The 26718-nt window shown below is 43.0% G+C and carries 23 protein-coding genes and 1 tRNA gene; 7 read left to right on the top strand and 17 right to left on the bottom strand.

Features of this window, described 5'->3' with window-relative positions:
* Positions 1 to 114 precede the first annotated feature (114 nt).
* Positions 115 to 2244, top strand: coding sequence for a HAMP domain-containing protein (locus HY035_00500; protein ID MBI3376870.1), 2130 nt, complete (start codon positions 115 to 117; stop codon positions 2242 to 2244).
* A gap of 86 nt (positions 2245 to 2330) precedes the next feature.
* Here HY035_00500 and HY035_00495 read toward each other — a convergent pair whose 3' ends face one another.
* Both HY035_00495 and HY035_00490 read right to left on the bottom strand, forming a co-directional pair.
* Entirely contained in the window at positions 2331 to 3005 is a 675-nt protein-coding gene (locus HY035_00495; GenBank protein ID MBI3376869.1) for a DUF1573 domain-containing protein, read from the bottom strand.
* A gap of 43 nt (positions 3006 to 3048) precedes the next feature.
* Entirely contained in the window at positions 3049 to 3474 is a 426-nt protein-coding gene (locus HY035_00490; GenBank protein MBI3376868.1) for a rhodanese-like domain-containing protein, read from the bottom strand.
* A gap of 444 nt (positions 3475 to 3918) precedes the next feature.
* Between HY035_00490 and HY035_00485 the strand changes: the two genes are divergently transcribed.
* Together HY035_00485 and HY035_00480 are read left to right on the top strand one after the other, a co-directional pair.
* Positions 3919 to 4122, top strand: coding sequence for a hypothetical protein (locus HY035_00485; protein ID MBI3376867.1), 204 nt, complete (start codon positions 3919 to 3921; stop codon positions 4120 to 4122).
* Positions 4123 to 4182: 60 nt separating this feature from the next.
* On the top strand, positions 4183 to 4377 hold the full coding sequence (locus HY035_00480; GenBank protein ID MBI3376866.1) for a YwbE family protein: 195 nt from the start codon (positions 4183 to 4185) through the stop codon (positions 4375 to 4377).
* Between the two features lie 255 nt (positions 4378 to 4632).
* Here HY035_00480 and pdxA read toward each other — a convergent pair whose 3' ends face one another.
* Entirely contained in the window at positions 4633 to 5607 is a 975-nt protein-coding gene (gene pdxA, locus HY035_00475) for a 4-hydroxythreonine-4-phosphate dehydrogenase PdxA (GenBank protein ID MBI3376865.1), read from the bottom strand.
* Positions 5608 to 5862: 255 nt separating this feature from the next.
* Here pdxA and selB point away from each other — a divergent pair, with 255 nt between their 5' ends.
* Positions 5863 to 7743 (top strand): selenocysteine-specific translation elongation factor, encoded by a 1881-nt coding sequence (selB, locus tag HY035_00470; protein ID MBI3376864.1) that lies wholly within the window; start codon positions 5863 to 5865, stop codon positions 7741 to 7743.
* Positions 7744 to 7764: 21 nt separating this feature from the next.
* On the opposite strand, the gene HY035_00465 is transcribed toward selB, so the two are convergent.
* The 13 genes from HY035_00465 to HY035_00405 all read right to left on the bottom strand — a co-directional run bounded on the left by HY035_00465 (position 7765) and on the right by HY035_00405 (position 20822).
* Positions 7765 to 8877: a 3-dehydroquinate synthase gene (locus HY035_00465; GenBank protein ID MBI3376863.1), complete on the bottom strand. Its 1113-nt coding sequence runs from the start codon at positions 8875 to 8877 to the stop codon at positions 7765 to 7767.
* Positions 8867 to 9376, bottom strand: coding sequence for a shikimate kinase (locus HY035_00460; GenBank protein ID MBI3376862.1), 510 nt, complete (start codon positions 9374 to 9376; stop codon positions 8867 to 8869). The genes HY035_00465 and HY035_00460 overlap by 11 nt, the downstream gene beginning before the upstream one ends.
* A gap of 266 nt (positions 9377 to 9642) precedes the next feature.
* Positions 9643 to 10836: a chorismate synthase gene (gene aroC / locus HY035_00455; protein ID MBI3376861.1), complete on the bottom strand. Its 1194-nt coding sequence runs from the start codon at positions 10834 to 10836 to the stop codon at positions 9643 to 9645.
* A gap of 14 nt (positions 10837 to 10850) precedes the next feature.
* Positions 10851 to 13064 carry a type IV pilus secretin PilQ gene (gene pilQ, locus HY035_00450; protein ID MBI3376860.1) on the bottom strand — a complete coding sequence of 738 codons (2214 nt, stop codon included), beginning with the start codon at positions 13062 to 13064 and terminating at the stop codon, positions 10851 to 10853.
* Positions 13061 to 13609, bottom strand: coding sequence for a pilus assembly protein PilP (locus HY035_00445; protein MBI3376859.1), 549 nt, complete (start codon positions 13607 to 13609; stop codon positions 13061 to 13063). Before HY035_00445 ends, pilQ begins: the two co-directional genes overlap by 4 nt.
* The gene (gene pilO / locus HY035_00440; protein ID MBI3376858.1) at positions 13606 to 14199 is read right to left on the bottom strand and encodes a type 4a pilus biogenesis protein PilO; all 594 of its coding nucleotides are present in this window, start codon (positions 14197 to 14199) and stop codon (positions 13606 to 13608) included. Before pilO ends, HY035_00445 begins: the two co-directional genes overlap by 4 nt.
* Before the next feature lies 1 nt (position 14200).
* Positions 14201 to 14743, bottom strand: coding sequence for a PilN domain-containing protein (locus HY035_00435; GenBank protein MBI3376857.1), 543 nt, complete (start codon positions 14741 to 14743; stop codon positions 14201 to 14203).
* The gene (pilM, locus tag HY035_00430) at positions 14740 to 15792 is read right to left on the bottom strand and encodes a type IV pilus assembly protein PilM (GenBank protein ID MBI3376856.1); all 1053 of its coding nucleotides are present in this window, start codon (positions 15790 to 15792) and stop codon (positions 14740 to 14742) included. Before pilM ends, HY035_00435 begins: the two co-directional genes overlap by 4 nt.
* Positions 15793 to 15920: 128 nt before the next feature.
* Positions 15921 to 16799 carry a tRNA pseudouridine(55) synthase TruB gene (gene truB / locus HY035_00425; protein MBI3376855.1) on the bottom strand — a complete coding sequence of 293 codons (879 nt, stop codon included), beginning with the start codon at positions 16797 to 16799 and terminating at the stop codon, positions 15921 to 15923.
* Positions 16800 to 16883: 84 nt separating this feature from the next.
* Entirely contained in the window at positions 16884 to 17354 is a 471-nt protein-coding gene (locus HY035_00420) for a 2-C-methyl-D-erythritol 2,4-cyclodiphosphate synthase (GenBank protein MBI3376854.1), read from the bottom strand.
* Positions 17351 to 18076 (bottom strand): 2-C-methyl-D-erythritol 4-phosphate cytidylyltransferase, encoded by a 726-nt coding sequence (gene ispD / locus HY035_00415; GenBank protein MBI3376853.1) that lies wholly within the window; start codon positions 18074 to 18076, stop codon positions 17351 to 17353. Before ispD ends, HY035_00420 begins: the two co-directional genes overlap by 4 nt.
* Before the next feature lie 183 nt (positions 18077 to 18259).
* Positions 18260 to 19204: a TRAM domain-containing protein gene (locus tag HY035_00410; protein MBI3376852.1), complete on the bottom strand. Its 945-nt coding sequence runs from the start codon at positions 19202 to 19204 to the stop codon at positions 18260 to 18262.
* A 148-nt stretch (positions 19205 to 19352) separates the two neighbouring features.
* A complete protein-coding gene (locus HY035_00405; GenBank protein ID MBI3376851.1) occupies positions 19353 to 20822 on the bottom strand; it encodes a DegQ family serine endoprotease in 1470 nt (489 codons plus the stop codon).
* A 104-nt stretch (positions 20823 to 20926) separates the two neighbouring features.
* Between HY035_00405 and HY035_00400 the strand changes: the two genes are divergently transcribed.
* From HY035_00400 to HY035_00390, 3 genes are all read left to right on the top strand, one after another.
* Positions 20927 to 24331: a DNA polymerase III subunit alpha gene (locus tag HY035_00400; GenBank protein ID MBI3376850.1), complete on the top strand. Its 3405-nt coding sequence runs from the start codon at positions 20927 to 20929 to the stop codon at positions 24329 to 24331.
* A 65-nt stretch (positions 24332 to 24396) separates the two neighbouring features.
* The gene (locus HY035_00395; protein MBI3376849.1) at positions 24397 to 25374 is read left to right on the top strand and encodes an acetyl-CoA carboxylase carboxyltransferase subunit alpha; all 978 of its coding nucleotides are present in this window, start codon (positions 24397 to 24399) and stop codon (positions 25372 to 25374) included.
* A 22-nt stretch (positions 25375 to 25396) separates the two neighbouring features.
* Positions 25397 to 25483 (top strand) — tRNA-Leu (locus HY035_00390).
* Between the two features lie 4 nt (positions 25484 to 25487).
* Here the strand turns inward: HY035_00390 and HY035_00385 are convergent.
* Positions 25488 to 26717: an HD domain-containing protein gene (locus HY035_00385; protein MBI3376848.1), complete on the bottom strand. Its 1230-nt coding sequence runs from the start codon at positions 26715 to 26717 to the stop codon at positions 25488 to 25490.
* Position 26718 lies beyond the last annotated feature (1 nt).

The raw sequence follows: 26718 nt of genomic DNA, 5'->3' as shown, positions 1-26718 counted from the left end.
GTATTCTTTATGAAAATTCATTATAATATAAGTATATAAATATAGATTTCAGTTCCTTTTAGAAAGTAAGCTGATTACTGGATTTAATTCTTTAAAGCTGGAGGAAGAAAAAATATGTTTTTTAAAAAGGTAAAAATATCACAAAAAGTGCTGATTGGGGTTATATTATCGCTTGTTGTATTTATAACCTTTACAATCGGAATAATTATAATGGGGAAAAAACAATTAAATACACTTGAAGAAATTTATTCCCAAAAAGTTGTGCCGCTTGACAACCTCAGAAAGATGCAGCTTATCTTCAGGGAGCTTGAGTATCGCATGGCCGCTGTGACATCAGATTTAGTTGCAGCAATAGGTTCGGGGGAGCATCTAAAGATATCGCTAAATGAAGTGGACAGATTATGGAGCGATGTGAAGGGCAAAATCACTGATGATGCCTTACTAAAAGATAAGGATAATTTTGAGAAGGGGTACAGCGGATTTAAAAAAGTAGCTGTTAAGCTGCAAGGTGTTTACTTTAGTAATAATCCAAAGGGGGTACCAGGCCTTATAGACGAATATCTTGATTTCAGGCCTCTGATATTTAAGTCGATAGATAAAATGGCTGAGGCTCAGGAGAAGGCAGTAATTGAATATTATACGGAGAAACAGAAAGTTATAGCTAATATTAACCGGCTTGTTATAATTACATCACTCTTCCTGATTGCCGTCTTCCTTTTCTTCGGGATTACCATAAATCGTTCTATTACCAGACCTATTAACGATACAGTCGTTGTGCTTAAAGATATAGCTGAAGGCAAAGGTGACTTGACCAGAAGGCTCGCCATCGCCTCGGAAGATGAGATTGGCACCCTTGCCGGATGGTTTAATAAATTTACAGAAGGCATGCAGAATATGGTAAAAGGCCTTCTTGAAGTTTCCCGCGAAGTCTCTTCCGCATCTAATGCTATTGGACGCTCCTCAAAACTGGTTCAGGATTCAGCAAAAACACAGATGGAGGCGATTGAGACAACATCAGCTTCTACCGAAGAGATGTCAGCTTCTATTAAAGCGGTAGCAAATGATATAGAAGAACTCCACAGATTTACAGAAGACACTTCGTCATCGTCTTTTGAAATGGCCGCCGCCGCTACAGAGATTGCGAAACATTCTGAAGAACTTGACTCACTAACGGCCGGAACAGCATCATCTATAAACCAGATAGCAGCATCGTTAAAAGAGGTAGCTTCCGGTGTAGAAACACTCTTCAGAGAAACTGAAGATGTTGTTGCAACCATAACTGAAATGAGTGCATCAATTACTGAGGTCAGCGCATTTTCAAAGGAAGAGGCAGTCATGTCTGCAAAAGTTAAGAATAATGCTTCTGTACTTGGGCTTAAGGCTGTGAAAATAACGAGGAATGGGATAGAAAAAATAAAAGATGAGATTTCTTCAACAGTAGAGGTTGTTGGCAAACTTGGAGATATGTCAATTGACATAGGGAATATAGTAGAAGTTATTAACGGGATATCTGATACTACTAACCTCCTCTCCTTAAACGCTGCTATTCTGGCAGCACAGGCAGGTGAACATGGAAAGGGCTTTGCCGTTGTAGCTGATGAAGTAAAAGGACTTGCCGAGAGGACTGCTGTTTCTACCAAGGAAATCGAAGAATTGATAAAAAAAATACAGGAAAAGGTAGCTGAAGCAGGGAGTTCAACAGGTCGCGTCTTAGAAAGAGTTTCAGAAACCGAAAAATTATCAAAAGATGCTGAGGACGCCCTTACTACAATTATAGACAGCTCAGGAATATCACTTGAGATGGCAAAAAGGATTGAAATTGCAATAGATGAGCAAACGAAAGGTGTTGGACAGATGGCAACAAATATCCAGAGGGTCAATATGATGGCAGAAGGGATTAAAAAGGCTACAAATGAGCAGAATAAGGCATTAGAGCATATTCTGCTTTCAACAGAGAATGTAAGAAGATTTACGCAAATGGTAAAAAAATCTACTGCAGAACAATCGGCAGAAAGCAGTTCGATATCTAAAGTAATAGCTGACGCATCTCAAAGGATGAAGGCTATAACACATGCTACTGCTGAACAGAAGAATGCAGTCGGGAATATTCTAAACGCAATCGAAACCCTGATGGCAGAGGCTGAGAAGAATGTTAGCCTGGCCACAGAACTTGATAGAATGGTAGACAACCTTGAAACTCAGGGGACCTTGTTAAACAGGCAGGTTGAAAGTTTTCGTGTATAGATGCGGCCTGTTGCAAGGAATGATATTATAATCTCAGGGGCCAGCAGGAAATTGTTTGAGCAGTACATTGCCAAAATGCGGGCGCCTTATTTTTGCTTTTTTAAAAAATCTATAAGTGAAGATATTTGTTCAGGCGAGAGCGGCCCCCCATTAGTTTCGGCAAACCCCGGCATTGAAGTATTGGTTATCCCGTCTGAAATTGATTTTTCAAGCGACTCCTTACTCAAATGTTTATAGGTTGAATAGTTTTTATGGCACATAAAACACACAGCGTTATAGAGTATTTCACCCTGTTTTGATTTTATATCCGTTCCTACATGGCATTTTCTGCAGTCTCCATGGAAGATAGCGCCTGCGTTTGCAACTCCGTTGCCGGAATGCTTGACCAATGCCCTCAGCTTAAGAACGAACGGAGTCGCAGAGATATCGGTTACGACCTCGATTGTTTTCATTACCTTGCCTATTTTCCCCGTGGTATCGATAGTAACCCTGATAATACCTGTATCACCTCTGCCGATACTTCCGTTAATTACAACTGCATTAACGCACCCACAGGAAGGTTCAAGAGAAATGATATTCAATGGTTTGGTTGTCGTGTTCTTTAAGGGGATGTCAAATGATAATAAGCGGCCTTCTTCTAATGTTCCTAAATTGTATTCATTCTTATCAAAAATAAAACGGCTATCTTCGCCATAGGCAACATCTCCAATACCCAGAAAACACAGGAGGAATAAAATTATTTTGCAAGAGATATCAATCATTGTTTAAGCAGGGGAGGTATTAACATACACCCCCTGCTTAAGGTTACTCAACAGGATAACCCTTTGATTTCCACCCAACAGAGCCATCATTACGATACCAGTAGACTTTTTTGTACCCTGCCTTAATAAGAAGGACTGATGCTTTATAGGATTTCCAGCACCTTGGTCCATTGCAATACACAATAATAGGCGCATTCTTGTCAGCAGGAAATTTGCTGAGGTCAAGCTCATCCTTTTTTGCATCAAAATCGACTACATGTTCGCTTTTTTCGTCGTATGGAACGGAAACAGCGCCAGGGATGTGTGCCTCAACATATTCTGCCTTCTTTCTGACGTCAAAGACCTTCATCTTGCCATGGTTTGCCTTAACCCAGCCATCATCTACCACGGTTGCGCCCTGAAGGGTTGCAGGGGTAAGAGGTTTTTCCGCCGCCATTACAGATCCTGCAATGAAGACCATTGACACCATTGCCGCGAGTGCTAATAGAGTCTTTTTCATAGTTGCCTCCTTAAGTTAGATATCCTGCGGGATATTGCAGGATCCTTATATGCGATTATTTATTAAAATATACTGCAAATCAATAAAAAATGCAAACACATATATTTGCAAAAAAATTGCTTTTTGTCCTTTTGATGTTATTGTTAACTTTTACGTTAGGTTAAATTTCCCGGTGGCGATACCGAAAAGGCAGGATAACTTCCCGCGCTTCCGCACTATCATATTTTTGAACTTCTTCCGCACTTCTGACTTTTGCTCTATTGCACTTGTTTCCTGCTTGCCTTTTTTGAGCGGGGCGGGATAAGATAAGAAAAAATTTGAGGATTTCTGAAAATATGGTTATTTCTCCGGCATCCTCATCAACGCCTCTACCTTATTTAAACATTCACAGCATTCATTGAAAAAGGAGTGATTATGGCAAAACACACAGTATCAATCGACGAAGACACGCGTCAGAGGATCCACACATTGCCAAGGGGCATAAACTTCTCAGCCTTTATGCGAAAGGCAATCAATATTTTTGTTGAGGAGCTTGAGAAAAATCCTGATCTGGAGCCTGAAAATTTCATCATCACCTGCACTGCACGGAAAGATACATCAGATAAAAAAAGAAGATAAGGGCACAGGAAAATTAAGTAAGATTATGGAGTCAAAAAATGACTCACAGGAGAGCACTTTATGGACGGGACCAGACGCGCAGATATAAAACGTGGATTACGTGTTTCAATCGTGCTGAAAAAAGACCAGCAGACAGGGAAGCTCACTGAAGGAATTGTAAGGGATATTTTAACTAATTCACCCGCACATCCGCATGGAATCAAAGTTCGCATGGAAAGCGGAGAAATAGGCCGCGTAAAAACGATACTTGCTTAAACTGTTCTGCCCCTTTAATACTCTGACACTATTGAATGCGGTCTTGCCTTTTTTGAGGGGTGAGGGATAAGATAGGGAGAAAATTTAGGGATTTAAAAAATAAGGGGATGTGGAGCTTGTCGGGAATCCTTCTTTTAAAAGGGGAAATATTTTGGACAAGCCGGAATGCCACTACATAAAAGTGTAAAGAAGTGTTACGGACAGGACAGTAGAAATACAGAATGGGAAACTTTAAGTTATTAATTCCCTCCAAATCTACACTTCAAGCCTTGATGCCAGTTTTATTGCCTCAAGCATGCTTGAAGGATTGGCTATTCCTTTCCATGCAATGTCATAAGCTGTTCCGTGGTCAGGCGATGTCCTTACAAATGGCAGTCCAACTGTAACATTTACCCCTTTGTCAAAGGCAATCATCTTCAACGGTATCAGCCCCTGGTCGTGGTACATGCATACCACCATGTCAATCTGACCATTATACGCTTTGTTGAATACGGTATCCGGCGGATAAGGGTCTGTAACAGGAATCCCTAATTTTTTTGCCTCTTCAATTGCGGGGATAATCGCATTGCTTTCTTCACTTCCGAATATCCCTGCTTCTCCTGCATGTGGATTTAATCCTGCAACTGCAATCCTCGGATTTTCTATCCCCAACATATCGCATGCTTTCTTTGCAAGCTTTATGGTTTTTAATACGCTTTCTCTTGTAATCATGTCCGGCACGCTCCTGAGCGGAGTATGTATCGTGACAAGAATCACCCTTAAAGGCTCGCCGACAAGCATCATTGCGTAATCTTTTGTGTCTGTAAGCTCAACAAGCATTTCAGTGTGGCCATGCCATTTCATGCCTGCCATCTTCAATGCCTCTTTTGAAATAGGCGCAGTAACAATTCCGTCAACTTTTTTATTCAGAGCGAGTTCAACTGCTTTTTTGATATAAATGACACATGCCTTTCCGTTTTTTGCAGTTGCCTTACCTTTTTCAAAACCTCCAGATGTTCTCTCATCAATAAGCTCAATTGTCCCTATTCCTGATGTGCATTCATCAGGTGATTCGATGATTCTTAATTTCAGAGGAAGGTTAAGCAGGTCTATCGCCTCCTGCATGACAATTCTGCTTCCGATTACGAGGGGAGCGCAGAAGTCTCTTATCTCAGCGCAGTAAAGGGCTTTGGCAATTATCTCAGGCCCTACTCCGGCTGCGTCGCCCATTGTTATCGCAATCTTTTTCATTTGTAAATGTGTCCTTAAATGGAGGCTATAACTGTCTTTCGGCAATATTAAACTGCCTTAACATTAGAGCAATAGCGCAGCAGCTCAGTAGAGCAGTCGTTTTTAGTGAAACTTGTTTTTGACTACTGGACTGCTGCTCTACTGCTCTGTAGCTCAAAAACAGACCCGTGAATCTTGCCTCAATCCAGCCATAGCCCCGGTCTGTTTTTCTTCCTTGTCTTACATATATAAAGATTACTACAATATAGTGAATTTATGCACTATGTAATACTCGGCACAGCAGGACATATCGACCACGGCAAGAGCGCATTGGTCAAGGCGCTGACAGGCATAGACCCTGACAGGCTGAAAGAAGAAAAAGAGCGCGGCATTACGATTGACCTCGGCTTTGCAGACCTTGCTTATCCTGACGGACTTACAGTAGGCATTATTGATGTTCCGGGACATGAGAGGCTTGTAAGAAACATGCTTGCAGGCGCGGGAGGCATTGATATTGTCATCCTTGTTATTGCGGCAGACGAAGGAATAATGCCTCAGAGCAGAGAGCATCTTTCAATATGTAATCTCCTTAAAATCAAATCGGGACTGATTGTTATTACAAAGGCAGACCTTGTTGAAGATGACTGGATAAAACTTGTTTCAGAAGAAGTGAAGGATTTTGTGAAAGGGACATTCCTTGAAGGAGCGTATATAATCCCTGTTTCATCAAAGACAGGGAAGAATATAGAACTCCTAAAGGAAAAAATCAGAGACGTTGCCCTAACAGTAAAACCAAAGCTGACAAAAGGGCTCTTCAGGCTTCCCATTGACAGGGTTTTTACGCTGAAGGGATTCGGCACTGTAGTTACCGGCACTGCCATCTCAGGAAGTATTTCTGTTGATGATCCTGTTGAGGTGCTTCCGGCAAATATAAACAGCAAGGTGCGCGGCCTTCACAGCCACGGGAAATCAATAAAGACTGCTTATGCAGGCCAAAGGGTTGCAATAAATGTTTCCGGAGTAGAAAAAGAAAGCCTGAAAAGAGGGGATGTTGTTGTCGTTCCCGGGAGATTTTCTCCTGCAAAGGCTGTAGATGCAAAAATAGAACTTCTTGAAGATGCGCCTGTTTTAAAAAACAGAAGCCTTGTCCATTTTCATTCAGGAACATCTGAAATGATTGCAAGGGTAATACTGTATAACCTTGAGGAAATAAAACCCGGCGAAGGCTGCTACTGTCAATTGAGGCTTCATGAGCCTGTTATTGTAATGTCAGGAGACAGGTACATTATAAGGAGGTTCTCTCCTGTTGAGACAATCGGCGGAGGCGAAATTCTTGACGCGCATCCGGGCAGGAGGAAGAAGGCTGAGGGGATAGAAGACCTGAAAATTTTGGAACTCGGAACACTTGAGGAGAAGATAGGAGTGAAGATAAAAAAGGCGGGCATAAATGGAATGCCTGTTACTACGCTGGAAGGCTGGATAAATGCGGATGTGCCTGCAATACAGGATGCGGTAAAAGCGCTGGAACAGAAAGGCGTGATAGTGCAGCATGAAAATATTCTTATTCACAGCGTTGCAGTAAATTCAATCAGGGCAGGCATTGATAAAATCCTGAATGCCTTTCATAAACAAAATTCCTTGAAAACAGGCATGCCGAAAGAAGAGGTGAGGGCGCAGCTTAAGATTGACCAGAAAATCTTTAATGCGCTTACAGCAACAATGAACAATGTTGTAATAGACAAAGACCTCATGCGCCTTTCATTCTTTAAAGTCTCATTGTCAGAGGTTGATAAAGGCATTGAGACAAAGATTCTGAATCTGCTTGAGCAGGCAGGCTTTCAGCCTCCGCTGAAAGAAGAGATTGCAAAGACCTTAAATCTTCAGCAGAAACAACTTGATGATATCCTCAAGCTAATGGCAAAACAGGGAAGCCTTGTGAGGGTTAACGAGACAATGTATATAACAAAGTCTGTTTACGAAAAGATAATTGATGCGCTGAAAAACTTCTTCAGCAAAAAGAAGGAGATGACAGTTGCGGAGTTCAGAGACATCCTGAATACCTCAAGAAAATACGCCCTTCCGATTCTTGAATATCTTGATACGCAAAGAATCACAATGCGCGTCGGGGATGCGAGGAAGTTTTTGGGGAAGGGTTGAGAAAAAATAAATGAAAAGTCCTCAGTTTGTCTTTAAGGCCTCTCTTATAATCTTTCCCTCGATTCCATTCTGAATCCTCACCTTTCCAATCCGCTCGGGTAGTATAAATTTCAACTCTCCTGCAACTGCTTTTTTATCAAGCTGCATGGATGCAAGGAGAGTGTTTCGATTTATCCTAACCGGTATTTTAGTTGGAAGCCCATAGGATTCGATCAATGACTTTATTCTCTGAACGGTTTTCTCTTTGAGAAGCTTCAGGCTTTCAGCTATTTCTGCTTCGATAAACATTCCGATGGCAAGAGCCTCACCATGAAGATATTTTTTATATCCGGTCACTGTCTCTATTGCATGGCCTATCGTATGCCCGTAATTCAATATCGCCCTCAACCCTGCTTCCCTCTCATCTTTTGAGACGGCCTCAGCTTTAATCTCGCAGGAGCGTTTGATTATGTGAGTTAATGACTTCTTGTCAAGCCTCAGGATTTTATCTCTGTTATTCTCTAAAAACGCAAACAGTTTCACGTCCCATATCACGCCGTACTTGATTACTTCGGCAAGCCCAGCAAGCAATTCTTTTTGAGGAAGGGTTTTCAATGTATCAATATCTATCCATACAAGTTTTGGTTGGTAGAATGTGCCTATCATGTTTTTGCCGAGCTTGTGATTAACGCCTGTCTTGCCTCCGACTGAACTGTCAACCTGAGCAAGCAGTGTTGTTGGAATCTGGATATAATCAATTCCCCTCATGTATGTTGATGCGACAAAACCTGTTATGTCTCCAATGACTCCACCGCCAAGCGCGATGAGAGCAGATTTTCTGTCAAGCCTGTGTCGGAGAAGTTCTCCATAAATCTTCTGAACTATACTTATGTCCTTGTATTTTTCTCCGTCAAGGATGATTACAGGGATGGCGTCAAATCCTGATGACCTTATGGAATTCAGAACTTTTTTGCCGTAAAGCCTATATACGGTCGGATTGCTTATGATTGCGGTTTTTGGGCTTGAGTTGAAAGATTTCAGCTTAGGACCAATCTTTTCAAGAATCTTGCTTCCGATGCAGATGCCGTAGCTTCTCTCTCCAAGGTTAACTCTTATCTTTTTCACTTTAACATCCTCAAATGCATTAGCCAACATTCTTAACTAATTTTATTATTTCCTCCGCAATCACAAGAGGCGTCTTGTTCTCTGTATCTATCATTATATCCGCTTTTTCATAATAAGGCATTCTGAATTCAAGAAGCTCCCTGATCTTCTTTAAAGGCTCTTCCACCTGAAGCAATGGCCTGTCGTTATTGTTGCTTGTCCGTTTCAGTATGGTCTCAGGTGCGGCTGTAAGACAGATAATTACTCCATTCTCTCTCAAGGCATCCACATTCTCCTGCCTTAAGACAGCGCCGCCTCCCGTTGAGATAATAACATTTTTGTTTTTAGAAAGTTTTTTTATCATCTCCGTCTCAATATCCCTGAACCCAGGTTCTCCGAACTGTTTAAATATCCCGGTGATTTTCATCCTCTGAGATTTCTCTATTTCTGTATCAATGTCTATTACCTTCCAGCCGAGAACTTTTGAAAGTTCTTTGCTCGCCTCGGATTTGCCGGTTCCCATAAAACCGGTCAGCACAATATTTTTCATAGTGTATTTTTCATTATATTTTTGATTATGTCAATCGCATTATTTAAACGCATTTTTGGAGTTAATTTATCGATTATTCAGAAACGGACTAAATGTTTTTACGTTGTCATTACGAGCGACCAACGGGAGCGTGGCAATCTCAAATTATAACTGCGAGATTGCTTCGTCGTTTCACTCCTCGTAATGACACTCTACTTAATGCGTTTGTATTAACATTACCGAAAGACAACCGTCTCTTACAAATATTCCGAGCAGACAAGATTCTGTCAGAATTTAGAAAGATATTTAATGTAGGATTTATAGTTCCTCTTAACCTCTGCTGTGCTGTCGCCGCTGAATTTCTCAAGGAAGGCGTCAGCTATAACAAGCGCTGTCATCGCCTCGCCGACAACGCCTGCAGCAGGCACAGCACAAACATCAGAACGTTCGTAAGCAGCTTTGATCGGCTTCTTTGTATTGATATCAACTGAACCAAGTGGCTTTCTTAATGTGGGTATTGGTTTCATTGCCGCCCTTATTATTATCGGCATCCCGTTTGTCATTCCGCCTTCAATCCCTCCGGCGTTATTTGTTTTCCTATAAAACTTTGGACTTTTATAAAATATCTCGTCCATTACCTCTGACCCGGATTTCCCGCCCATTTCAAAACCCATGCCGATTTCAACACCTTTAATAGCCTGAATGGACATCAATGCCTGAGCAAGTTTTCCGTCAAGCCGTTTGTCCCATTGTATATGGCTGCCGAGGCCGACAGGGATGCCTGTTGCAAAGACCTCAAAGATTCCACCAAGAGAATTTCCTTCTTTTAGAGCCTTGTCTATTAGTTGAACCATATTTTTTGATGAGGGTTTATCAGGACATCTCACAGGAGATATTTCAGCACTCCTGAACGATTCTAAAAGTTCTTTTTCTGAACTTTTAATTTTTAATTTTGAACTTTGAACTTTCCCTATTTGTATGACATAGCTGCCTATCTTGATGCCGAATTCAGATAGAAACCTCTTTGCTATTGCTCCAAGAGCGACCCTCATTGCTGTTTCCCTTGCGCTTGAGCGCTCAAGAATATTCCTTATATCATGCGTGTCATATTTAACTGCGCCGGCAAGGTCAGCGTGCCCGGGCCGTGGGCTGGCAACTAACCCCCATTTGTTTCCCCCCTTATTTAAGGGGGGAGTGAGGGGGGTTACACTCATAATATCCTGCCAGTTCTGCCAGTCTTTATTTTCTATAAGGAGGGCTATTGGAGAGCCGATTGTCTTGCCAAAGCGGGCGCCTGACAGCACTTGAGCGCGGTCAGCCTCTATTTTCATTCGTCCGCCACGGCCGTGGCCTCCCTGTCTTCTTCTTAGGTCACTGTCTATGTCGCCGGAAGAAACAGGAAGCCCTGAGGGAATCCCCTCAAGAATTCCTATAAGGACTTTGCCGTGCGATTCTCCTGACGTAAGGTATCTGAGAGCCATCGCAGAATAAATTTTTACGGCTTAGTTACAATTGTTGGAGTTATGAATATAAGGAGTTCCTTAACATTAGGCCCTGTCTGATCCTTTTTCTTAAATAGCCATCCTAAAATCGGTATCTTGCTTAATAGCGGCACCCCTTCCTCTGTTTCTGTTGTACTTGTTTTATAAATTCCTCCCAGCACTAATGTCTCACCATTTTTTACTAATGCCTTTGTGGTTAAACTCTTTTTATTTATAACAGCAGAAGCACCAGCAGTACCAGCCTGGAGTGCATCATCCGTTGCAAGTATGTCTATCTGTATATAACCATCAGGTGTAATCTTTGGTTTGACTGTTAGGCTTAAAGTTGCAGTTTTTTCCTCTGTCTTTGTCCCTTCAGAGCTTGTGGTCGGAACAAAGAAGGTTTGTCCCTGTTGAATAGTGGCTGATTCATTATCCATTGTCAATATCTTTGGGTTTGATAATGTCCGTGCTTGACTGACTGATTCAAGCGCTGAAAGCGACAGGTTCACCTGCACAGAGTTTGCGCTGCCTAAACTTAAACCTAAGACACCGCCGGGATTTGTGGTAGAGGACCCTGCAGTTACTATAGGAGTATTCACAGAAAATGTCCCGCTGTTAATCTTAACATCGCCGAAACCAACACTAGGCTTCCCGTCTCCGGTTTGTCCTCCCCATCTTATCCCAAGTGATTCGCTGTAATCGCTGCCCACCTCTACTATCTTTGCCTCTATCATAACTTGCGGTTTTGCAATATCCATTATTTTTACAAGCTCTTTTATTTTGTTAATGTTTTTCTGTGTGTCCTTGATAATAAGAGCATTCATCCTTGTATCCATCGTTATACTGCCTCTATCTTTAGTGACCAGTTTGGCATTAGTAATAGCAGCGCTAATATCGCCGGCAGTGGCATAATTTATACGTAATATCTCCTGAGTAATGTCCTCTGCTATTTCTTCGGCTGCCTTAGCTTTTGTCTTGTCTTCAGAGATTTTGGTAAACGTAGCAATCGGCGCAATCCATACTATGTTGCCTTCCACAGATTTCCCAAGGCCGAAGGTCTGCAGTATTATGTCAAGCGCCCGCTCCCACGGCACATTCATGAGTTTCAAGGTAATCTTGCCCTTTACAGAAGGATCAATCACAAAGTTGTACCCGCTTATATCGGCAAGAAGCCTGAATATCGGCCCTATATCTGCATCCTGAAAATCAAGAGAAATTTTCTGCCCTTTGTATTTGCCTTCTTCAGCAGGTTTTTCAGCAGAAGCAGCTGAGTTTTTCATCGCTACCTCAGCAACCTTTGTTTCTCCCTCAGATGTCTTTGCAGCGTATTTTTCTTTTTCGGGAAGTTGGAATAAGACTATCACAGAATCCTCTATTGAGGTGACAGTAAAGCTTGTCTTTTCTTTCATGTCAAGCACAATTCTTGTTTTGTTTTTATATTTTCCTGACCGTATGCCCTTAAGCGGCGACTGTGCTTTCGGTAATGGAGCTTCAAGTGTGACATTAGACATGTCTAAAACTGTTCTGTTGTCAAGTTCAAAAACATTAGGGTTTAGAGAGCCGTTGCCTTTTATTGTCAGCTTCAGGACATCCTGCTCTTTTTCAATGGTTACCTTTACAATTGATGTTGCAGGCGGAAGCTCTTTTTGTGCAGATGGTTTTTCTTCTGGTTGTGCAATTTCTGTTGTTTTGGCTTCCTCTGCTCCGCCTAAGGCGGATGGCGTTTCAGCCGCTTTTTCAGTCGTCTTTGCTTTAAGTTCTTCTTCCAGATTAATTATGTTGAGTGTCAGCAGGGTTCCCTTGTAGGCAGGCACAATACCGGCAGGTGAGGAGAGGAGTATTTCAAGTTTACTTAACAGCGGCTCTTCCGTTTGAGACGGCATAATCTCTGTTATACCCGCTTTCTCTGATTTGATTTTGCCTGAAACAATGCCAAGCCGCACATCCGGAAGTTCCACAATTGCTTTATACGGGTCAGAAGGCTTGTATATTGTATATTTGAATGGCTTATCTGCATTGATATTAAGCGTATTGTCTGTTATGTCTATTGCAGTCAGCGTGGCGATTTGCCTTTCTTCCTTTACGCTGGTTGTAGTTGCGCATCCTGAAGCGAGCATTAGAGTTGCCAACAAGAAGACACAGATAACGGACGGTAGAGAAGATGCCGCCGCCCATTTTTTTATGTTTTCTGGTTTCTGTTTCCTGGTTTTTAATTTTTGTCTCATTTTTCCTCCCCTTCACGGAGTTTCAAAATTGTTTCTTTCGATTTAAGTTGTCCCTTGTAATCTTTTATTTTTTCCATGATAACGATATGATTCTTGTCTATCCTTTGTACCTTCCCTTCGTGCAGCCCGATTGTCATGCCCTCTCTTAAAGTATATGCCTTTCCGTCAGGCAAAACTACCTCTGCAAAATGACCTTTATCATTCCATACAATGCCTAATATCTTGATTGCGCTGATATCATAATTTTCAAGAGGGGCCTGCCCCTTCCTGGGTTTTTCTGCCGCAGTTACAATGAGAGAAACAAACGGATCTCTTTTACCCTTTTTATCGTAAGTGATTACTTCATCCGCTGCTTTAGTCTCTTTTGCCTCGGCGCTCTGTGGAGCGGCCTCCTGAGCAGTTTTTGCAGCAGCTGACTTGGAAGGAGCAGTTTTTTTATCACACGCCCCCAGAAAGAAAAGTGATGCGAGAATAAGGCAAACAATAAGGAATAAATCTTTTCTGCGTTCTGAATTTTGTTCTATGTTTTTTTGATTCTGTATCATTTGGTCTTCTCTTTCACTGCTGAAAAGGTTGTTGCTTTTACTGTTATGTTTAATGCAGCCTCTTCTTTTCGCACCTTCGGGTCCCCGAGTTGTATATCAGAAACATTGACAATCCTGTTTAATCGTGTCAGGCTGCTGAAGAAGGAGCCAAGGTTGTGGTAAGTTCCGGAAAGGGTTAAGGAAAAAGGAATTTCCTCAACTATACCGCTTGCGTGCGCTTTTTTTACCTCTGGTTTCCATGTCAATATATCTATATCCGCTTTTACAGCCATCTCGGCTATCTGCTGAATCAGCGTAGATATCCCTTCTTCTTCCGGAAGTTTTTCCTGAAGTTCTTTGATCTCTTTAATAAGCTTGTCATTTTCTACCTTAAGAACATCCAGTTTTGCCGCCTTTGTTTTATTTTTGGCTATCTCATTTTCCTGTACAGATATTTTAGCGTTTGCATCTTTTATTTCCTTTGTTTTAGGAAAATACACAAGCATTACAAACAGTATAGCAATGATTACTGCCGGAGCAGCGGCTATGGCTATTCTTGCGCCTTTGGGCACCTTTTTTAGATCAAATTTTATGTCAAGTTTAAGGGCCACGTTATCCTTCTTTCACCTTGCACGTTATATTAAACTGATAAGTTACGACTTTGCCTGCAGCTGACTTCTGTGTTCCATGAAGTTTTACGTCGGTAAAAAGCTCTGACTTTTTAAGATTCTTTTCATAGCTGACAACATCCTCATTTGTGAATCCGGTACCGCTTATCTTTATGTCATTGCCTGATACAGACATGGACTGAAGCCAGACGCCATTCGGCAGCACATTGCCCATCTCTGAAAGGATTTTCACAGGGAGGCTCTGGTTTTTTTTGAGTTGCTTTATTATGCCTTTTCTTTTTTCAAGCGTCTGTTTCTGGGTTTCATAGTTTTCTACTTCCTTTATCTTGTTCTTCAGGTCCGCTATTGTAGCCTCGTTAGTCTTTTTTTGCTGTTGGAGCGAGGCCAATTGGGAACTTTTATAGTAGAAAAGATACCCTGAGGCAATGATTGCCGCTAAGGTGAACAGAACGCTATTGATAATAAATACCGGAACCGCCTTGGGCTTTTTCTTGCGCTTTATTTGCAGGAGGTTTACTCTTATCATCTGTCGCCTGCCCTCCTTAAGGCAAGTCCTACGGCAATAGCTGCCATAGGCGCCATTTCCTGTATATATGAAACATCAAATTTTTTAGGTATTGAGATATTTTTAAACGGCTCTGCCGCCTTTGATTCAACCCCGATTTTTTCCGAGAGGACCCTCGGAAAATCTTTTATGAGTGCGCCGCCGCCGCTCAGTATTATCTCATGTATGTCCTCATGCAGTGTAGTGCTTTTGTAATAATCCAACGAGCGTCCTATCTCATTGATTAAATCCTCAGCGGTATTCATAACCACGGAATATGCGTCTCTGGGAGACACGCCTTCTATGGCCTCTCCTCTTTTAAGTCTTTCAGCGTTTTCATAAGTAATGCTGAATTCCTTTTGAATGGCTTCTGTGTACAGATTGCTTCCAAGAGAGCTGTCTCTTGTGAACACGGAAACCCCGTCCTTGAGGATGTTTATATTTATTGTGCTTGCTCCGATATTGACCAGCGCCACATTTCTGTTCGGTTCAATCTCGTAATTGATTTCATACATGTTTTCAAGGGCAAAGGCAGTTACGTCCACTATTATCGGATTCAGGCCTGCCTCTTTTACAGCTGCAACATATTCATTGATTATGTCTTTTTTAACCGCGGCGAGTATAACATCCATCTGCCCGGGCTCTTCTCTGGGGCCGAGTATCTGAAAGTCAAGGTTCACGTCCTCAATGTCAAACGGGACGTACTGTTCCGCCTCAAATTTTATTGATTCGGCAAGCTCATCCTCTGACATCTCATGAAGCGATATACGCTTTATAATCACTGAGGCATGCCCTGAGATTCCTATTACTGCATCTTTTGTTTTTACGCGGGCTTTTTTTGTGAGTTCCTTGAGGGCTTCTACCAGCCTGAGTGAGTCTATGATGGCGCCGTCAACTATAATCTCAGGCGCTATCGGAAGCGTATCAAAAAGTTCCAGCTCGTAGCCCTTCTTAGTGTCTTTGACCTGCACTACTTTGAAATAGCTGGAGCCTATGTCCAGGCCTATAGAGCCTTTGCTGCCAAAAATCATAACTTAATAAATACCAGAAAATACGTAACTTGTCAAGTTATTTTTTTATGTGAATTTTCCAGACATATCGAAAGCTTTCACAGAATTTTTAAGATATTGGTTTAAGAATTGGCAATTCAGCCATACTACTAAAGGATGTGCAGCAGCCGCTCTATTTTTATCCCTGAGCCTGTTGACTTGCCTATTGCAAACAATTTACCGTCAGGATTTTTAAGCCTCAGATACGAATCTGCCGGTAATTCAGGCAAATTCTCCGATGCAATCATGGCCCCGTTTGCCATCCTGATAAAGTCACGGCTGCTGAGGATAATATCTTTAAAATGGCTGAGTGAAGCGTCAATGGAACAAACAGCTTTTTCTTTATGAGGCAATTCGTCAAAAGCGGCTGAGTCCTTAAGCATAAAATCTCCTATTTTTGTCCTCTTAAGTTCAACAACATGCGCTCCCATTCCAAGCGCTGTTCCTATGTCATCACACAGCGTGCGGATATATGTTCCTTTGGAGCATAGCGCTCTTATCTCCAGAAAAGGAGGGGCAAAACCGATCATATCAAGCTTATATATATTTACGCTTCTATGCTGCCTTTCTATTTCTATGCCTTTGCGTGCAAGCATGTAGAGAGGTTTGCCTGAAACCTTTATTGCAGAATACATAGGAGGGATTTGTTCAATATTGCCTCTGAAGCGCTCAAACACGGTTTCTATAAGATTCTTATCCACAGAGAAATCAGGCGCTTTATAAATTATTTTTCCTTCAGAGTCTAAGGTATCTGTGCGTTCTCCGAGTTTCATTACGGCAATATATTCTTTGTCGGCGTCTGCGAGAAATCTTGTTATTTTTGTCGCCTCGTTCAGGCATACAAGCAAGATACCTGTAGCAATCGGGTCAAGCGTTCCTGCGTGCCCGGCTTTTCTGGCAGCGAAGATACGCTTGACCTTTGTGACTGCCTGCTGTGAGGTCAGTCCTTTTGGCTTGTTGAGGTTTATAACTAAATTTTTGTTGTCCATCGGTCAATGACAAAATTAACCCCCTCTTCCCCCCTTAATTTAAGGGGGATGAAAGGGGGTTATTGCAGAGCAGTGTGATATATATCAGGGTTTCCCGAGCAGGCATACAGCGTATGCCGCAATGCCTTCGCCCCTGCCCGTAAAACCCATTCCTTCGTTTGTCTTTGCCTTTATATTAATAAGGTCTGCAGGAAGCCCTGCACCGCTGAGAGCCTTTTTCATGGAATCAATGTATGGCGAGAGCCTTGGTCTTTCCGCAATTATTGTTGAGTCTATCCACAGGACTTCAAACCCACCACGATTTACCATCTCAATTACATTCTTAAGCAAGGCAATGCTTGATGCGTTTTTCCATGCCGGTTCTGTGTCAGGAAAGTGTTTTCCTATGTCTCCGCGGCCAAGGGCTCCGATTAGAGAATCTATTATTGCATGGCAGAGGACATCCGCATCCGAATGCCCTGCCAGCCCCTTTTCAAAAGGTATTTCTACTCCTCCGATAATGAGCTTGCGGTCATTAATAAGCCTGTGTGAGTCATATCCAAAGCCCGTTCTCATGATACGCTTTCAGTCCTCTTTTTTAGAAAAAGTTCCGCTATATCCAGGTCTTCGGGAGTTGTTATTTTTATGTTGCTGTAAGAGCCCATTATTGCTTTTACTTTGCCTCCGTATTTCTCTACTATTGCTGAATCGTCTGTTGAGTAGAACCTCTCGTCCATTGCTTTTCCGTATGCCTTCATCAGCACAGAATATTTAAAGACCTGAGGCGTCTGTATCGCCCAGAGAGATTTCCTGTCTAAAGTTTTTTGGACAAGAACTTCGGTTAACCCCTGAGACCCGAAACTTAGAATTTTTTTAATCGTGTCTTTAAGCGGCACCCCTACAACAACACCGTCAATTCTCCCGAGTTGTCTTATTGATTCTTCAACGATGGATTTTTCAATGAGAGGCCGCACGCCGTCATGTATCAGCACGGCATCTGTTTCCTTGTCTATCAAAGCAAGTGCGCCGTACACAGAGTCCTGCCTCTCTCTTCCTCCAACTGCAATCCTTTTAACCTTTGAGCATTTAAATTTCTCTAACAGATCACATCCAAGCGCCATATCGTCTTTTTTAAAAACAGGCAGTATCTCTGCAATCTCGTTAATGGATTCTAATACCTCAAAAACCCATGCAACCAGCGGTTTATTCCCGAGCATCCGGAACGGCTTGTTGCCTCCCTGTCCGAATCTTTTTCCGAGCCCGGCTGCCGGAACAATGGCTATAACTTTTCCTTTCACTGCATTCCTCTCTACTCTACGAGTCGTAGACTATTTAGTGTCTGTCCATAAATTGCACATTTACATTAATGTCATTCCCCGACTTGATCGGGGAATCCAGTGTTTTCACTATGTTCTGGATTGTCCGGTCAAGCCGGACAATGACAAAAACTTACTTTATGGACAGACACTATTTTACCGCCCTCAATTCTCTCTCTCGTAATCCTCTTTTGTCTTGGAGAATATCATCCTGCCTGCTGTTGTCTGGAGGACACTTGTCACAGTAACGTCAACATTTTTACCGATAAGCCTCTTGCCGTTTTCTATAACAACCATCGTGCCGTCGTCAAGATATGCTACCCCCTGATTATGCTCTTTCCCTTCTTTGATGACAAAGAGTTTTATGGTTTCGCCGGGAAGGACAACAGGTTTCAGGGCATTTGCGAGTTCATGTATGTTCAGGACAGATACTCCCTGAAGTTCGGCAATCTTGTTGAGATTAAAGTCATTGGTTATTACTTTTGCGTCAAGCATCCGCGCAAGCGCTACGAGTTTTGAATCAACTTCTTTTATTTTCGGAAAATCCTCATCAACTATTTTTACAGTCACATTGGACATCTTCTGGAGCTTGTGCAGGACATCAAGCCCTCTTCTGCCCCGCCCCCTTTTAAGAGGGTCAGGAGAATCCGCAATGTACTGCAGCTCCTGTAGAATAAACTGCGGCGTTATAAAGGTCCCTTCTATAAACCCTGCTTCACATACGTCTGCAATACGGCCGTCTATTATTACACTTGTATCCAACAGTTTGAGGTCATCCTCAATCCCCTGTCCTCTGAAAATCCTGAGTATGCCTGATATGGTAAGTTCCTTACCCCGCCTGAGACCTATCAGCAATCCCGTATACCCGAATAATGCATTCAGAAGAAATGCGGTTGTCGCATAATCCGGAACAATTATTTTCAGAGGAAAAAGCGCCAGATTTGCAAATAAAAGGCCTGCTGACACGCCGAATATTCCGCCAAGCACCACACCGATTGAAATTTTTTTAAGAGCGGCTTCCGTAAAAAGGGTAAGCGCTCCGGCTGCCGCACCCCACACAGCGCCGATAACTTGCGAATCATATTTACTGCCAAGCAGATAACCTGCCATTAAAAAGACTGCAAATACAGCTATTCTTAAAACAATAAAAATCACTCTGATTACCTCCTTTCTATTTATAAATAAAACCAAAAAAAGAAAAATTAAAAATTATTATCTCCTAAATTTTACACTTTAAATTTTTAATTTTTCTTTTTCCCTATGATGCCTTTATTGCCGTATAAAATTTTTGCCCGCCTCTGTTAATGAAGAGCAACACTGTTGCGCCCGGCTTTATAGCAGAGGCAATCTTATTAAAATCATTGATAGTGGCTACCTTTTTAGTGTCTATTTCATGGATGACATCCCCTTTCCTTAGTTTAGCCTCATCCGCCGCGCTTCCGGCCTCTACCTTTAAAAGCACCACGCCCTTCTCGTCTCTGTTCAGTCCTAACTGCTGGGCAATCTCCTTTGTCAGTTCTACTACTTCAAGTCCTGCCAGCGCTTCACCTCGTCTGGCATCCTCGGGAACTGACTCAATCTTTGCCTCTTCGGGCTCTTTCGGAGACTCTGTTATTGTTACAGTAATATTATATTCTTTCCCTTTTCTGAGTATTTTGATATTTACCTGCACGCCTGCCTTGGTCTGGGCAACTGTATTCCTCAGGCTATCGGCATCTTTTACTTTTTTACCGTTATATTCAAGGACTATGTCGCCGCGCATTATGCCTGCCTTTTCAGCGGGGCTGCCTTTTACAACATCGCCGACCAGCGCTCCATCCGAGTCCTTTATCCCAAATTTCTCTGCAAGCTCAGGAGTTAATCTTTGTATTGAGACTCCGAGCCAGCCTCTTGTTTTCTTGCCGTACTTTATAAGGTCTTCCATTACAGACCTCACGAGATTGCTCGGCACCGAAAACCCTATGCCCTGATACCCTCCTGTCTTTGAAAATATTGCTGTATTTATGCCGATAACTTCTCCCTTGATGTTTACAAGAGGGCCGCCGGAATTGCCCGGGTTAATAGCAGCGTCTGTCTGTATGAAGTCTTCGTAGTCTGTGATTCCCACGCTTGCTCTTCCCACTGCGCTTATTATGCCCATTGTTACTGTGTGGCTCAGGCCGAACGGATTGCCGATAGCAAGGACGAATTCTCCGACCTGCAGCTTATCGGAGTCTGCCCATGCGGCTGTCGGCAGGTTCTCGGCATTAATCTTTATTACTGCTATGTCTGTTTTCGGGTCCGCGCCGACAATTTTTCCCTTAAAGCTTTTTTTATCATAAAGTGTCACCTTTATCTCTTCAGCCTGCTCAATCACATGATTGTTTGTGATTATATAACCGTCGCCTGAGACAATAACACCCGAGCCCAAGCTCTGCTCTTTCCATTTTTTTGGCGAGCCAAAATCATGAGACGGGCCGAAGAAATTAAAAAACGGGTCGTCAAAAAAAGATGGCGCCTCTCTCTTAACAACCTTTGTTGTTGAGATATTCGCAACAACAGGAGAGATACTGTTTGCTATCTCGGAGAATGCCTTTGAGGTCTCTATTATCTGGCTCGGCACTCTCGGGGATACTGTGACAGCCAGCCGTGACGGGCCGGTAATCCTGCCAAAGATATAAAATGAAATCCCTGCAAGGAGAAATCCTGACAGCAGTACAATTATGCCAATTAATATTTTTCTTTTCATATGTTTTTAATTATAATCGCAATAACGAGTCATTGTAAAGATAATGGGTTATAAGCGTCATAGATAAGGTTGACTTGACAGCTTTCATATAGTTAATATTTTCTATGCATTCACATTCGGACTATGTCCCCTTGCACCTCCACACGGAATACAGTCTCTTAGACGGAGCGATTAAAATAAACGAGCTGGTTGCCCTTGCGTCCTCTTACAGGATGCCTGCCCTTGCCATAACAGACCACGGGAATCTCTTCGGCGCTGTTGAGTTTTATAAAAAGGTCTCAAAGGCAGGGATTAAACCTATCATTGGCTGCGAAGTTTACATTGCTCCTAAAAGCCGCTTTGACAAAAACAGCGCAGAAAACGACGAGAAATCCTTTCATCTCATACTGCTTGCTAAAGATAACGCAGGCTACAAAAACCTTGTCACGTTGGTTACAAGGGCATATACAGAAGGCTTCTATTACAAGCCGCGGATAGACATGGATATCCTTGAGCAGTACAGCGGAGGGCTTATAGGCCTTTCAGCCTGCCTCAAGGGCGAAATACCCTATTATCTGCAGAGAGGAATGCTTGACAGGGCCAGGGAAAAGGCGCTTGTTTATAAACACGTACTCGGCCCTGATAATTTTTATCTGGAGATACAGGCAAACGGCTTGCCTGAACAAATAGAGGTTAACAAACAGCTTATAGAGCTTTCGCGGGAACTCCATATTGGCCTTGTTGCAACAAATGATTCCCATTATCTCAAAAAAAGCGATGCAAAGGCTCACGAAGTTCTCCTCTGCATCCAGACAGGTAAAACACTTAAAGACCTGAACCGCATGAAATTCAGTTCCGATGAATTTTACTTTAAGTCGCCTTCAGAGATGAAAGAGATCTTTAAGAATATTCCGGAAGCTGTTAAAAATACAATAACCATTGCTGAAAGATGCAATGTTGAATTCAAACTCGGGGAAATCCTTCTTCCGCAATACAAGGCCGAAGGCGGCGAAGATCCCTATCTTTTGCTTGCAAAGCTTGCAGCCGCCGGCCTTGAAAGAAAAATCGGGAAAGACGCTCCTCAGCTTTACAGGGAAAGGCTCCAGACAGAATTAAATGTTATAAGAAAAATGGGTTATGCCTCTTACTTCCTGATAGTTTGGGATTTCATACGTTACGCAAGAAGCAATAACATACCCGTAGGGCCCGGAAGGGGGTCAGCTGCCGGAAGCCTTGTCTCTTACTGCCTTGACATAACAGAGATAGACCCCCTTAAATACGGCCTGCTCTTTGAGCGGTTTCTGAATCCTGAAAGAATAAGCATGCCTGATATTGATGTTGATTTCTGTCAGGACAGAAGGGGAGACGTAATATCTTATGTGTCAGACAAATACGGAAAAGAGCATGTTGCCCAGATAATAACATTCGGCACAATGGCTGCAAAAGCGGCTATAAGGGATGTGGGCCGTGCGATGGATATACCCTATGCTGAAGTTGATAAAATCGCAAAACTTGTTCCGAACCAGTTAAAGATAACCATTGAAGAGGCATTAAGGCTTGAGCCGCAGCTTAAACAGGCCTATGACTCAGATGAAGGCGTGAAAGGACTTCTCAACATAGCAGTAAGACTTGAGGGGCTTAACAGACATGCATCTACACATGCCGCAGGCGTGGTAATTTCGCCGGCCCCTCTGACCGATTATACGCCTCTTTACAGAAACCCGGCTGACGAAAGCATCGTGACCCAATTTGATATGGAGTCTCTGGAAAAAATCGGGCTCCTTAAATTTGATTTTCTTGGGCTGAAAACGCTTACGGTCATTGAGAAAACATTGGAGTATATCAAGCAGACAGGCAGAGGCCTTAATCTTAATGACATACCGTTCAATGACAAAAAGACATATGATCTGCTCAGCTCAAGCCATACAACAGGCGTATTCCAGCTTGAAAGCGAGGGGATGAGGGACATTCTCATAAGGATGCAGCCTAACAGGTTTGAAGACCTTATCGCTCTTGTTGCGCTTTACCGTCCCGGGCCGATGGCCTGGATAGATGACTTCATCAAATGCAAGAAGGGAGAGAAAAAGATTAGCTATGTCCTGCCGCAGCTCAAGGAGATACTTGATGAGACCTACGGGATTATCCTGTATCAGGAACAGGTAATGATGATAGCAAATAAGATTGCGAATTTCACCATGGGCCAGGCAGACATCCTCAGGCGGGCCATGGGGAAAAAGAAGCTTGAAGAGATGATGGAACAGAAAGAGAGTTTCGTCAACGGCGCAGTCAAAAACGGCATTGCCGAAAAAAAGGCAGCCAAGCTTTTTGAAAAAATGGAACCCTTTGCCCAGTACGGCTTCAACAAGTCCCACTCAGCTGCCTATGCATTCATCGCGTACCAGACAGCATATCTTAAGGCGCATTATCCTGTTGAATTCATGGCAGCCACTCTCAGTCTTGACGTAAACGACACCGACAAGATAGTAAAGTCAATCAACGAATGCAGGAATATGAAGATTGAGATACTTCCGCCTGACATAAACCTTTCCGGACGGGAGTTCAAGGTTATAGGCAACTCAATACGTTTTGGGCTTGAGGCTGTAAAGGGTGTAGGAGGCGCGGCAATAGAGTCTGTCCTTGAAGTCCGGAAAAGCGGAGAGCCGTTCAAATCAATTGCAGACCTCATCCAAAGAGTTGATTCGCGAAAGGTTAACAAGAAAGTCCTTGAAAGCCTTGTGAAGGCAGGCGCATTTGACTCTATAGGCATTTCAAGAGGGACTGCGATGCGCGCTGTCAACGATATTCTGAGCAGCAACGGCAAGGGTTCAAGGCATAGCGGCCAGCAGAGCATTTTTGGCGATGAAAAATTTGAACCGGAAATTTCATCTGAGGAATGGGATGAAGCAGAACTGCTGAAAAATGAGAAGGATGCCCTTGGTTTTTACATAACCGGCCATCCGCTTATGAAATACAGGGGAAGGCTGGCTGCCCTGAACATAAAAAAGACCTCTGAGACAGGCAGTATGTCTGACAGGGAAGAGGTCCAGATCGCAGGCGTAATAGCATCCATTAAGAAATTTCAAAAAAAGGGCACAACGGATACAATGGCATATCTGACAATAGAAGATGAGGAAGGCAGCGTGGAAGCCATAGCCTTCGCGGACATCTACAGAAACAGCCTTGGACTTCTTAAGAAAGACATGCCGGTGATTGTGAAGGGAACCATTGACAGGACAGAAAAGGGCATTAAGCTCCTGTTGAGAGAGATATCCGGGATTGACAGCATGGCTTCAAAAAATGGCTTAAAATGCGAGATTAGTATAAAATATCCCATTGTTGACAGTTTAACCCTTGAAAATATTCGGGAAGCGCTGTCAGGCAGTTCAGGGGAATGCCCTTTATATTTAAAAATGGATTTGCCTGACTCTGAGGTGTTTATTGCCACAGGGTTTCAGATAGATCCAAGCAGCATGCTGATAGGCAGGCTTGAAGGGATACTCGGGAAAGGAGCAGTGAGGATAACAAGTTGAAAGTTTAAAGTTAAAACCCTTTAACTCTTCACTCTTAACTTATCACTCTTAACTCATAATTTACTATGAGATATTATCTTGAGTTTGAAAAATCCATAGAAGAGCTTGAGCTTAAAATAGAGGAGCTTAAAAGTCTTTCTAACAGGAAAGACATGGATATAACCTCGGCTGTAAAAAAGCTTGAGAAAAAGGCAAAAGAACTCCGCTCTGAAATCTTTTCCAATCTCACCCCGTGGCAGAAAACGCTTCTTGCAAGGCATCCTGACAGGCCGTATACCCTTGACTATATAGACATGCTTTCAGAAGATTTCATAGAGCTTCACGGCGACAGGAGGTTCTCTGATGACCCGGCAATAGCCGGAGGTTTTGCAACTATAAACGGCGTGCATGTAATGATTATAGGCCACCAAAAGGGAAGAGGGACAAAGGAGAGGATATACAGAAACTTCGGGCAGCCGCAGCCGGAGGGCTATAGAAAGGCTCTGAGGCTTATGAAACTTGCAGAGAGATTTAAAAAACCTATAATCACGCTTATAGACACCCCGGGTGCTTATCCAGGCATAGGCGCTGAAGAGAGAGGACAATCAGAGGCAATAGCAACAAATCTCATGGAGATGTCAAAAATGAAGACTCCTATAATCTCTGTTGTCATCGGCGAGGGCGGAAGCGGCGGAGCCCTTGCATTGGGAGTTGCAGACAGGATTTATATGCTTGAGCATTCTGTTTATTCAGTCATATCACCTGAGGGCTGCGCTGCAATATTATGGAGAAAAGACGGAGATCTTACTCCGGAGGAGTTCTCAAAGTCCGCGGATGCGCTCAAGCTTACCGCACAAGACCTTCTCGGGTTTAAGATAATTGACGGGATAATACCTGAGCCGCTTGGCGGCGCCCACAGAGACCCGGAAGCAGTTGCGAAAAATATTTCTGAGATAATAATGCAGTCAATAGAAGAGCTTGGCGGCAAGAGCGGCGGAAAGCTCATAGATGAAAGGTATAAAAGGCTCAGGCGGATCGGAAGTTTTGACGTTGCTGAAGCTTAACCGCAATGCTTTAGAAGATTAAGCCGGTGTGGTGGAACTGGCAGACGCGCCGGACTCAAAATCCGGTGGGGGCGACCCCGTGAGAGTTCAAGTCTCTCCACCGGCACCAATTTTTATGCAGACAGTTCTGCAATAATGCCCTCAAGAAGGGTGATTATGATAGCAGGGTCAAACTCCTTATCAAGATGAGGCAGTATCTGCGCCTCTTTACTCTGACCTTTAAGCTCTTTCTGCAACACCCTGAAAAAGATATTTGATATTTTGCTGTCAAACTGTGTTCCGAGGCATTTCCTTACTTCCTTCAGCGCTTCTGAGAGATGGAGTTTTTTTCTGTAGGGCCTGTCTGTTGTCATTGCATCAAATGCATCCGCTAATGCAAGTATCTTTACGCCGTCGCTCAGTCCTTCTCCGCTCAGTGAATCAGGATAGCCCCTGCCGTCAACCCTTTCATGGTGGTGTTTCACAAAGTGCACGAGGTCTTTCCACGGAAAATTTATCTTTGAAAGTATGTTGTATGAGATCTGGGGATGCCTTTTTATTTCGCTCAGCTCGGACACTGATAGGTCTTCCCCTTTATTTATCACTCCCCTGTCAATTGTTATCTTTCCTATGTCATGGAGCAGGCCTGCCACATATATCGCCTCGACGTCCTTTTCCTTCCAGCCAAGCTCCATTGCTATGGCAACAGCATATCTTGAAACTCTGAATGAATGATTCTTTGTATATACATCCTTGGCGTCGATCGCAGCGGCAAATGCCTGAATGGTGTCATGGTATATATGCCTCATATTTTCATATAGCCTTTTGTTTTCATTGACCTTGCTTGAAAGGCTTTTGAAAAGATTCGAGTTATGAAGTGTAATGGCTATCTGATTGGCTATAATCTTAAGCACATCTTTCTCGGTTTTAAGATAACCCTCTCTCGAAAGCCTTTTACCGAGAATTATCGCGCCTACAAACTCGTCCTTTGCAAACAAAGGGATAAAGGTCTTTGCCTGAGTCTTCTTAAACAAATCTTTGCTTTGGCCGTAAAAAGCATCCTTGCCGGAAGTGTTTATGGCGTGCGGCTCATTCTTTTCAATGGCCTTTACGGCTTTTGTCTTAATCTGCATGCTTATACCGTCAACATCTTTCAGGCCTTTGGATGCAAGAAGTTCGAGTTTATAACGCTGCGGGTTATACCTGAGAAGGGCGGCCTTCGGCACCGAAAACGTTCCAGTTATTACATAAAGGGCTGTCTTCATCCGCCTGCTAAAATTATCAGAAGATGTTACTTCCTGCCCGAGGTCAACCAGTGATGATATGCTGAAGAGCAGCCGCGTTAAATCATCTTTTTTCTTCATC

The organism is Nitrospirota bacterium, assembly GCA_016195565.1.
GTDB lineage: Bacteria > Nitrospirota > Thermodesulfovibrionia > Thermodesulfovibrionales > UBA1546 > UBA1546.
This window is presented reverse-complemented; position numbering and strand designations above follow the sequence as displayed.